Genomic DNA, 9,869 nt, shown 5'->3' with positions numbered 1-9,869 from the left:
ATCAGGTGTCTACCAAACAGGGGTCAGGTCCCTTCGATGGACTCGCGAGCATCACGGACAGCGCCCTTGACGCGGTCAAAGAAGCCACCCTTCTTCGTGGACTCCTCTTGGTACTCGTGTGCCTTGTCCTCCACGAAGCCCTTAGCGCGCTGGAACGCATCGCCGACGGCGCTACCAGCCTCGGATGCCTTGTCCTTTAGCTGATCCAGGCGCTCAGAGGACTGCTGACCGTTGACGTTGTCCTGGTTCGGCGCAGTAGCAACACGCTCTTCGTTTGCTTCGCCTACGATGTGCTGGCTCGGGGCGTAGTCAGAGTTACCCTCGTCCAGCTTCTCCTGCAGGTCCGGTTGCTGCGGGGCGGAACCAATGTGCTCTTCCTGCGCGCCGCCTACGATGTGCTGGCTCGGCGCATAGTCCGAGTTCTCCTCGTCCAGCTTCTCCTGCAGGTCCGGCTGCTGCGGGGCGGAACCAATGTGCTCTTCCTGCGCCTCACCTACGATGTGCTGGCTCGGCGCGTAGTCAGCGTTGTTCTCATCCAGCTTCTCCTGCAGGTCCGGCTGCTCGGAGGCAGAGCCTACATGCTCTTCGTCGGCGCCAGCAACGACGTGATTCTGCGGCTCGTACTTGCTGGCGGTAGATAGGCCGGCTGTGCCCGCGGCGCCTGCCGCTGCAACCCCTGCACCTGCTGCAGCCGCGCCGGACCGAGCGGAGGTGCCAGAGTTAGCTGCCGAAGACACAGTGTCCTCAGATGCCAGGTACTTGTATTCGTTGCGATCCAGGTCAACTTCGTGGCCTAGTTCGTTTGCCATTGCTACGTACTCCTTTAAATAGATTTATCTTCTTCCTTCTAGGGTTCCAGAAAATTCAGGAGCGTGCACGGAAATGGGTATGGGAAAGCGTCGACCGGTGGAGGGATCAGTCATCTCTAAACACTCAACATGGAAGGTTTCGCGTACGAGTTCAGCGGTCATCACCTCCTCGGTGGCCCCTTCGGCCACAATGCGTCCCTCACGCATGGCTACGATTCTATCGGCGTAACGCGCGGCATGGACCATATCGTGGACCACCATGACCACTGTGACCCCGGCGCCATTGAGATCTCGAATCAGATCCAAAATGGACAATTGGTGCGCGGGGTCGAGGTAAGTAGTCGGCTCGTCAAGCAAGGTAATTGGCGTTTCTTGGGCCAAAGTCATAGCGAGGAAGACGCGCTGGCGCTGACCACCGGAAAGGTCTGCCGCGGGGGCGTCGAGAAGCTCGCTCACCCCAGCACGCGAGGCAGCACGCTCAACCGCTGCATGATCTCCGGCCCGCATCGTCGCTAGCGCCCCTGTATAGGGATAGCGGCCGTAACCGATGACGTCACGCACTAATACCCCTTCCGGAGCCACGGGATGTTGTGGCAGAAAAGAAACTTCACGGGCAAAGGCACGCGAGGAATACTTGCTGATATTTTGGTCCGAGAGGTACACCGCACCTGCGCTGGGCGTAAGTTGGCGGCCCAATGTCTTGAGAAGCGTCGACTTGCCGCAGCCATTCGGCCCGATCAGAGCGGTTACTTGACCGCTGGATAAGTGAAGATTTACGTCCTTGACCACATCGGGTCCACCGTAGCCCACGGTTAATCCGCTGCACGTCAGTGTCATGTCTAGCCTCCGTTTCGCACTCGGGTCAGTCGAGTCAATAGGAAAATGAAATACGGTGCACCGATCAGCGCGATGAGCGCGCCAACGGGGATTTCCGTGGGGGCGAAGGCCCAGCGACCGAGCGTATCGCATGCGGTCACAAGGACCGCGCCGCCTAGGGCTGCCACGGGTATTTGCCAGCGCAGGTTCGCGCCAACAACCAAGCGAGCAGCATGGGGGACGATGAGTCCGGCGAAGCCCAAGACCCCGGCCGCGGCGACTCCCGCGGCACCGAGGATGACGGCTAAGGCTACTGCTATTAGGCGCCATATCTTGGTGCTCACGCCGATGCCGGCCATGGTGGAATCATCCAGCGCGAGCATATCCAGGTGTTTTGCCACCACCATCGCGACGGTTAGGGCGAGAAGGATAAAGGGGGCGACAATGGTGGCATCGCCAAGCGAGCGGGCGTAAAGCGAACCTTTCAACCATGTCATGGCCGCTCCTGCCTCTGGGGCAGCCCGCACCAGGAGCAATTCGGTGATGGCGCCCAGCCCAAAAGATACCGCCACCCCGGTAAGCGGCAGGCGCACCGGATCACTTGCCCCGCGCCCGGCGAGGAGAAGAACCAGCCCAGTTCCAGCCAACGCTCCAATAAAGGCTATGAAAGTCAGCAGGTGGGCCGGCAGGGCGCCTGATCCCATGAGTACCGCAACGGCCGCGAGTCCGCCGCCGGAGGTAATACCCACCGTATCTGGTGCGGCCAAAGGATTGCGTAGCGCGGACTGCAATAGACAGCCAGAGACGGCCATGGCAATACCAGCGCAGATTCCCACCAAGATCCGCGGGGCGCGGTACTTCCAGATGAGCGGCTCTCCGGTAACGAAGGCGGTGATCACCTCGCCCGGCGGTTTCATCACCGCACCGACGCCCATGCCGATGATTGCGCTCAACGCCAACGCCAGGATGAGTCCTACTAGCACCCCAACAAATCTCTTATGCCGCATGCTTCCTCCTCCCCAGCGCATGGACGGCCCACAACACTAATGGCATGCCAGCCAAAGAAGTCACGATGCCCACTGGGGTCTCGGCTGGCGCCCAGATTGCCTGGCCAACCGAATCGGCCACCAAAAGCACCGCTGCTCCAACAATTCCAGCCACGCACAGCCCCATGCGGTGGTGTGAGCCGCACACCCGCCACGCTACGGCCGCGGCCATCAACCCCAAGAAGCCAATCGGCCCAGTTGCAGCTACGGCCGGAGCAATAAGCACTACCGCCGCCACAATGGCTGCCAACCGAATGCGCTCCGGCTTCGCGCCGACAGCACCAGCCACGGCATCGCCTGCTACGAGCAAGTCCAGCGTTTTTGCACCGACTAAGGTCAAGGGAACCACGACCAGCACGGCAATCAGCGCCGGCATGATACCGCTTAGGCGCACACCGGCAAGCCGACCAGAAAGCCATGACATCACCGTAGCCAGTTGAGCTTCATCTACTACCAAGAAAATGGAGGTCAATGCGCTACACAGCGCGGAAACAGCAACGCCAACGAGTACCATGCGCTGGATCGCACCGCTCTTACCGACGCCCACCGTCACCCCCACAGCAATCCCCGCACCCAACAGCGCACCGGGCAACTGGTCAACACTCGAGGTTTCGCTTCCTATAAACATTGCTGTTGCGACTGCGCCGAGTGCCGCACCAGAGTTCACACCAGTGATGGACGGATCGGCTAGCGGATTCGCAGTTGCCGTCCGCAGCAATAACCCGCCTACCCCTAATGCGATACCGACGACCGTGGTGGCAAGGAGACGGTCAAAGGCCACGCTATGCAGCTCTTCTTCCAGCCACGGGGTATCAGCTGGCACCTGAACATGGCGAAGCCGCCACCACCACACGAAGGCGACGGCAGCGGTTGCAAGGACCAGGCAGGCGCTGGTTTTAGTTCGAGGTGCCACTACTCTTCGGCGGCGATGATGTCATCGAGCATATGCTCGGCGGAAAGCGGCCCGCGGGCGCGCGACCAGATATCTTGGTCCACCTCTACGATGTCGCCGCTACCCTTGGCATAGGGCGTCTTTTTAAACGCATCGACGTCCTTGTACATAAAGACTAGGTCAGCCTTCATACCAGGGAGCTTATCGCCGGTCAGTTCCGCTACATCAGTCTTAGATTCGATGGATGACTTCTCACCTTCGAAGGCATAGTCATAGCCCACCTCACTTAGTAGCGACTGGGGGAAGGAAGGGTTGACCCAGGTATAGAGCATCTCACTGGACCAGCCAGCCACGACCGCACGACTCCCCGGCTTTACCGCGTCCTTGGTATGAGCAATCTTGTCCTCGATGCGCTGACGGACTTCTTTGGCCTTTTCCTCTTTACCTAGCTTGGCCGCGATCTCATCCATCGAGTCCAGCACGTCCAAGTAAGTCTCATCTGGGTAGGATTCGGTCTGCCCAATCTCTTCCAACTGCGGCATGATATCGGCTTGACGGGTAGGGCTAGCCAGGATCAGATCCGGCTCCAAGGACTGGATAACCTCTAGATTCGGCTGCTTGGCCTGGCCCACAGAGGTCGCTTGACCCAGCTGCCCTTTCAAAGTGGTCGGTGCCTCCGACTTACCGATTTCCACGATTCCCACTGGGTCCACATCGAGGGCCTTGAGAATTTCCTCGTAGCGCCAATCAAGCGCCACAACTCGCTCGATCTTCTTTTCTCCGTTTCCTTCCTTAGAAGAAGAATCAGAAGAACACGCAACAAGGCCTGCGCCTAGGGCTAGAGTGGCTACGAGTGCGATAACTGCACGCACATTCATGAAGTCTTTCTTTTGCATAGCCTTATCTTACTTAGGTAAGGGTTTGCTGTCTAGGGTCTGATTGCCACGTTCCCGATACGGACCATGTTGCCGCACGTCCGCTAAAATGGGTTAAGGGTCAGAAAGTGTGTCTGGGATCGGTGATTTATAGTCACTGTCCAGTGTGATTGTTGAAAGTATAGGCTTCACGACCGTATATCGCTGTCCTTGACGGTAAATCCCCGGTGTTTCTACCTGGATGTGGTAGGCCCTGGTGGTGTGGTGGCTTGATGCCGAAGAATCGACCACGCTGCCACTGCGGCGGCGACATGAAACGCAACGGAACTACCAGCAAAGGAACCACACGATGGCGATGTAAAGCCTGTGGGGCATCAGGCATCAAACGTCGCCCCGACGTCACCAACGCTAGAATTTTTGCGGATTTTATCGAGCATTGCACCACCACAATCTCGCTAACTGCACTGGCTAAACGCAACAATGTAAGCCATTCCACTATGAAGCGCAGATTTACATGGTACTGGCTTATTGACGTACCGGATCCCACCGTGGCACATACAGGCCGAGTCTATGACCAGATATTTCTCGACGGTACCTACACCGCTGGCGGATGCTTGATTGTAGCTTCCCCCCTCGATCATGTTGTTGCTTGGCACTGGTGCCAAACACGAAACCGCTCCCGATTACACACGCCTGCTCGAACGCATCCCCGCCCCGTTAATCGCAACGACAGATGGCGGGCAAGGAACAGCAAGTGCAATAAAAACCTGCTGGTCAACAACACATGTGCAGCGTTGCCTCGTCCACGCACAGCGTGTAGTTCGCCGCTATACAACCTCACGTCCGCGCACTGATGCCGGCAAAGCTATCTACACGCTAGCGCTGAAACTCACCCGAGTGCGAACTAAAGAAGAGGTAGCTGACTGGGGTGTATTGCTCCATAGCTTCAACACTGTCTACCGCAGGTGGATGGACGAGAGGACCAGGGTTAAAGACCCTGATACAGGAAATTGGACATGGGTATGGACACATTCCAACGTGCGAAAGGCCTACAACAGTCTGAACCATCTATGGCGCCAAGGCATGCTCTTTGTCTACATCAATCAACCTAAAGGCGTCTTAGAACCTGCCCGCATCAAATCTACGACCAACAGTCTTGAAGGCGGGATTAACACTCGCCTGAAAGAGATTGCGCGTGCTCACCGGGGCAGAACAAATGAACACCAGCGCAAAATGCTGGACTGGTGGCTGTACCTAAAAACAGAACTGCCCGACGATCCACTACGCATCGCCAGACAGTCCCACTGGGGCCAGGACCAACTCGCCAAAGTATCCATCCTGACCCACACCGAGAACCAAGCCGACCACGAAACAGGACGACCAGCCCTCTACGACAACGGTATCGACACCGAGTACACCCACTCAATCGGCATCCAAAAAGGCCAAATCTAACCCCAGCGACACGCCGAGCCAGACACACATTTTGACCCTTAACCCGCTAAAATCCGCCCAGGGCCATCACAATAGAAAACCCCCGCCTCAATGTGAGTCGGGGGACGGAGGGTGAACGGTAACTAGTTCAGACCCGGGATCTGCGGCAGCTTCGGCTGCGGGATGTTAAGACCGAAGATGCGGTTGATGGTCGGGATGAGGCCGTAGGCGGCACCGCCGACGACTGCAATGACGGCGATGATGGGGAGGATAACCTTCGCGCCACGGCTGGAGCCTGCGAAGAAGGCCGCAGCCATATCGTCGGCAGAAGGCTCCTTCGTGTTGGTCGGCTTAGAAGGCTTGGTCGGCTCGGTAGGCGTCGTAGTGGAGCTCGACGGCTCTTCCTCCTTCACGGCCGGGCGCGCGGTGAGCCACTCGTCGGAGTCCAGAACGCCCTGGGTCAGGCGGGTCTCACCAATCCAGCCGTACCACGGGTCCTGCGGCTTGCGGCTATCAAAGCCAGCGCCCATAACCCACTGCAGGTCGCGCGGGAGGAGGCCTTCAGCACCCTTGGCGTTGCGCAGGATGGGTGCACCGTTGATGAACATCTCTACGGTGTCGGAATCCGGCTTGTTGACTACGGCGATGTGCATCCACTCCTCGGTGGGAACCTCGTGGGACCAGACAGTCGAACCTTCGCCTTCCTTCGGTTCCGCCCACCAGCGCAGCTCACGGAGGTTAGAAATGCCGAACATGACGGTGGGGTCGGTGTCCTCGGATCCGTCGACAAGCTCGGCGATGCTGGAGTCGCGGGAGAGCGCACTCCCCCAGCCGTGCTCAGAGCCGTTGAAGTCCTTCGGAATCTTCACGAAGGACTCAAAGGTGTAGCCCTCGGAGGTATCGACCTTGTTGATCTCCGCGCCTTCCTTGGACCGAAACTCTGCCATCGCGAGCTTGCCAGCTGGGTCGGACCAGTAGAGGGAGCCAGAATCAGAGGACAACGGGTGGTGGTCCTTGGTGTAGGTGATGCGCTCACCCGTGTTGGAAGGACCACCCTCGCGAACGAGGTCACCGGCACCATCAGCACCGAAGACATCCGGAATGACTGCGCCTTCGGTGGCCACGTCGCCGTCGGCAAGCTGCTTGCCGTCCGTGTTCTTGGTCTGCCCCGGGCGCCAGTGGAAGACGGTCTTGTCGGACTTCACGAAGTCATTCGGGCCCTCCGGCAGCTGGTCCTTCGGGATGGTGTACGGGGTGTAGCCTTCCTCAGCGATGTCGCGGGCCTTCTGACCGAGGTCCGGGTCGTTTTCATCGCCAATGGTCCAGTCCGGGGCGAAGTCAGCGAAACGCTCCTTGAAGTTGAGCGGCACGTGATAGCTATCGCCTGTGCCGTCGAGGATGAGCTTGTCGAACTGCGTGAGCTCCTTCGCTGGTTTCTGCGCGACCCACGGGGACAGGGCGGTCATCTCCAGCTCATTGCCGCTCAGGTCGAACTCGAGCACGCCGAGCAGACCGTTACCGCCCTGGTAAGCCATCTGGTAGTCCTGCAGGATGCCGATGACGTCGTGGCCTGCATCGTTCTTGTCCACGCGGTAGCCCGCGCCGTGGTGGTGGCCGCCCATGGTCAAGAAGATCTGGTCATTCTTCTTAATGAACTTGTCCCACAGGCCCTTGCCGTAGTCATCGGAGTAGAAGACCTCCCCGGCGCCATCGATGTTGAGCACCTCGTGGCTGGTGAGGATGACCGGTAGGTCCGGGTGGGCATCAAGAACACCCTGGGCCCAGTCCAGGGCCGCATCGTCCGCGCGCCACCCTAGCGCCAGAACCAAGTACTTCTGGCCCTCGGCTTCAAAAATGTGGTATTCGGAGTCGTTGTTGACTGCGGTGTGGCGCTCCTGGAAGGTCTCCGGGTTAGCAGCCTCGGCGCGCTCAGCGCTGAAGTAGTCGTTGAACGGGTGCGCTGAGCCGTCCTGAACCATGTCGTGGTTGCCCGGCAGGATGGAGTAGTTGAGGTTGGAATCATCGAGGACCTTGATGGCCTCGTCGGCGACCTTCCACTCCCCTTCGACGTCCGCTTGGTCTACCACGTCACCAAGGTGCGTAGCGAAGTCCATGTTGAGTGCTTCCTGGTTCTTCACCAGCCACTCGACCTGCGCTTTGAAAGGCTCGCTGCCGTAGCGCGCCTGGGCCAGGTTGCCGGTTTCCGGAGTGGAGTAACGGGAGTAGAACTGGGTATCCGGCAGCACGCCGATGCTAAAACGCGAGCCCAGGCCTTGTGCAGGTTCGGCAGCAGAGACAGGGACGACGAGGAACGTACCGGCCACCGAGGCGGTGACCACGGTGCCGAGCAGGCGGCGAGAAGTCATAGATCTTCCAATCACAGTGAATAAAGCCAAAAGAGACATAAGAAATGTATTCTCCATAGCTTGCTCTCACGTAACGACCGCATGAACGCACGTTTAAATGATTTCCCACCGCTAGGATGAACGCTCATGAGCAACATCACGAAGAAGTATGACGTCGACGTCACCCGCGTAGATACCGGCCACTACCGCGCCACGAATGCCGCAGGTGCGACCCTCGAATTCGGCACGGGCGAAGGCATGCTGAGCCCGGTCGAGCTGCTCCTTGCCGCCGTAGCGGGCTGTTCGGCCGTCGACGTTGACGTGGTCACCTCCCGGCGCACGGAGCCGGAGCTTTTCGACGTCCACGTGGAAGGCACCCGCGTCAACGAGGACGGTGCCTCCAGGCTTAGCGACGTCAACGTGGAATTCTCCCTCCGCTTCCCCGATACCGACGCCGGCCGTCAGGCCCAGTCCATGGTGGAACGCCTAGTGCGCATCTCCCACGAGAAGGACTGCACCGTGTCCCGCACGGTAGAAAACCCCACCAACGTCACGTTCCGCACGACCCAGCCCTAAGCCCACTCCGCTCTAAGCTCCTTTAAAGCGCTTTAAGCGAAGGGGTTATCTTTAGGCGAAAGATCCTCCTCCCAGGAGTTTACGAAGGGGTTGCCCATCGCTTCGCGCACGTTGCCTAAGCCATCCCCGAATGGGTTGCGCCCAGCATCGCTGCGCCGGCGGCGATAGCGCTCAAGATCCGCCTGCGCCATGTGGCCCAGCTCTTCGCTGTCCACCACGAGCCAGGGAAGCGGGTTGGGATCCACCATGCGGCGCGGCCGGCCCTGATGCGGTGAGGACAACATCGTGCGAATGTCCGCCCGAGCCTGGTCTAATTCCCCGAGGTCCTTCGGGCTCAATGAGGTTTTTATGGTCTTGCCGCCGCCGGTTCCAACGACCTCAGCCTTGAGCATGCTAAAAGAAAAGACTCCAGAGGGAATCGAGGGGTTACGCATGTCTATCTTGTCGAAGGCAAGGACGTCGTCATCGTCGAAAACCAGAATAAGCCCTTGCGGGGTGATGTACACCCAGGCCTCGTGCTGCATGTCGACGTCTACCCGGTAGAACCCAATGAGCGGCTCGTCCGGCTCCAGCAACCCATAGGCATTGAGCTGGATTGTTCCCACTCCGCCGCACTGCGCAAAGCCGTGATCCCACAGGTAGTGCATCTGCCCTTGCAACAGCAATTCCCAGAGGCCACGAATGAAGTCAGACAAGAGAGCCCCGTATTTATTGGCTAGCGGCTTGTGGATGCGCAAGTAGCCCGAGCGGATCTCAAACACGATCGGATATGTCAGGGGCAGCGACTCGACGAAGGCCTCATCGATGTGCAAGCGATCATTATTCGCCTCGATGAATTCTTCCGCGGGGAAAAGATGCTCCACCACGAGGGTGTTTCCTTCTTCACGGGTATCGAGGATCCACTGAGAGTTCCGACGACAGTTCTCGATGTAGCCGCGAAGCACCGCTTGCACCTCAGCATCACTGAACTGCTGGTGGTTCAGCCGGAACACGCTGTCTCCCTGAATGAAACGCAGTCTCAGCTCTTCAGCCATACTTATTCCTCCGTCTTTTGATGCTCAGTGGTGAAATTTTAGACC

8 protein-coding genes and 1 pseudogene are annotated in these 9,869 nt (G+C 58.8%); 2 read left to right on the top strand and 7 right to left on the bottom strand.

Features of this window, described 5'->3' with window-relative positions; all coding sequences use genetic code 11:
* Positions 1-23: 23 nt before the first annotated feature.
* Genes HMPREF2978_RS08775 through HMPREF2978_RS08755 form a run of 5 tightly spaced genes read right to left on the bottom strand, consistent with a single transcriptional unit; the run spans position 24 to position 4,459 of the window.
* Positions 24-809, bottom strand: coding sequence for a kinesin (locus HMPREF2978_RS08775; RefSeq protein WP_070745068.1), 786 nt, complete (start codon positions 807-809; stop codon positions 24-26).
* Between the two features lie 24 nt (positions 810-833).
* Positions 834-1,646: an ABC transporter ATP-binding protein gene (locus HMPREF2978_RS08770; protein ID WP_046646995.1), complete on the bottom strand. Its 813-nt coding sequence runs from the start codon at positions 1,644-1,646 to the stop codon at positions 834-836.
* Positions 1,647-1,648: 2 nt separating this feature from the next.
* On the bottom strand, positions 1,649-2,632 hold the full coding sequence (locus HMPREF2978_RS08765) for a FecCD family ABC transporter permease (RefSeq protein WP_046646996.1): 984 nt from the start codon (positions 2,630-2,632) through the stop codon (positions 1,649-1,651).
* Positions 2,622-3,554, bottom strand: coding sequence for a FecCD family ABC transporter permease (locus HMPREF2978_RS08760; RefSeq protein WP_209168001.1), 933 nt, complete (start codon positions 3,552-3,554; stop codon positions 2,622-2,624). Before HMPREF2978_RS08760 ends, HMPREF2978_RS08765 begins: the two co-directional genes overlap by 11 nt.
* A 29-nt stretch (positions 3,555-3,583) precedes the next feature.
* Positions 3,584-4,459 carry an ABC transporter substrate-binding protein gene (locus tag HMPREF2978_RS08755; RefSeq protein ID WP_049157735.1) on the bottom strand — a complete coding sequence of 292 codons (876 nt, stop codon included), beginning with the start codon at positions 4,457-4,459 and terminating at the stop codon, positions 3,584-3,586.
* Positions 4,460-4,710: 251 nt separating this feature from the next.
* Between HMPREF2978_RS08755 and HMPREF2978_RS08750 the strand changes: the two are divergent.
* Positions 4,711-5,890 (top strand): annotated as a pseudogene (locus HMPREF2978_RS08750) (IS1249 family transposase).
* A 122-nt stretch (positions 5,891-6,012) separates the two neighbouring features.
* On the opposite strand, the gene HMPREF2978_RS08745 reads toward HMPREF2978_RS08750, so the two are convergent.
* Complete coding sequence (locus HMPREF2978_RS08745) at positions 6,013-8,235, bottom strand: LamG-like jellyroll fold domain-containing protein (RefSeq protein WP_070745066.1); 2,223 nt, start codon at positions 8,233-8,235, stop codon at positions 6,013-6,015.
* Positions 8,236-8,361: 126 nt separating this feature from the next.
* Between HMPREF2978_RS08745 and HMPREF2978_RS08740 the strand changes: the two genes are divergently transcribed.
* Positions 8,362-8,790, top strand: a complete 429-nt coding sequence (locus HMPREF2978_RS08740) for an OsmC family protein (protein WP_070745064.1) — start codon at positions 8,362-8,364, stop codon at positions 8,788-8,790.
* A 32-nt stretch (positions 8,791-8,822) separates the two neighbouring features.
* Here the strand turns inward: HMPREF2978_RS08740 and HMPREF2978_RS08735 are convergent, their stop codons facing one another.
* The gene (locus tag HMPREF2978_RS08735; protein ID WP_070745062.1) at positions 8,823-9,824 is read right to left on the bottom strand and encodes a hypothetical protein; all 1,002 of its coding nucleotides are present in this window, start codon (positions 9,822-9,824) and stop codon (positions 8,823-8,825) included.
* Positions 9,825-9,869 lie beyond the last annotated feature (45 nt).

Source organism: Corynebacterium sp. HMSC074C01 (assembly GCF_001814605.1).
Classification (GTDB): domain Bacteria; phylum Actinomycetota; class Actinomycetes; order Mycobacteriales; family Mycobacteriaceae; genus Corynebacterium.
This window is presented reverse-complemented; position numbering and strand designations above follow the sequence as displayed.

Excerpts from the sequence above, each read along its gene's own strand:
- HMPREF2978_RS08775 (WP_070745068.1), bottom strand. The coding sequence starts at position 809 with ATGGCAAACGAACTAGGCCACGAAGTTGACCTGGATCGCAACGAATAC.
- HMPREF2978_RS08770 (WP_046646995.1), bottom strand. The coding sequence starts at position 1,646 with ATGACACTGACGTGCAGCGGATTAACCGTGGGCTACGGTGGACCCGAT.
- HMPREF2978_RS08765 (WP_046646996.1), bottom strand. The coding sequence starts at position 2,632 with ATGCGGCATAAGAGATTTGTTGGGGTGCTAGTAGGACTCATCCTGGCG.
- HMPREF2978_RS08755 (WP_049157735.1), bottom strand. The coding sequence starts at position 4,459 with ATGCAAAAGAAAGACTTCATGAATGTGCGTGCAGTTATCGCACTCGTA.
- HMPREF2978_RS08745 (WP_070745066.1), bottom strand. The coding sequence starts at position 8,235 with ATGACTTCTCGCCGCCTGCTCGGCACCGTGGTCACCGCCTCGGTGGCC.
- HMPREF2978_RS08740 (WP_070745064.1), top strand. The coding sequence starts at position 8,362 with ATGAGCAACATCACGAAGAAGTATGACGTCGACGTCACCCGCGTAGAT.
- HMPREF2978_RS08735 (WP_070745062.1), bottom strand. The coding sequence starts at position 9,824 with ATGGCTGAAGAGCTGAGACTGCGTTTCATTCAGGGAGACAGCGTGTTC.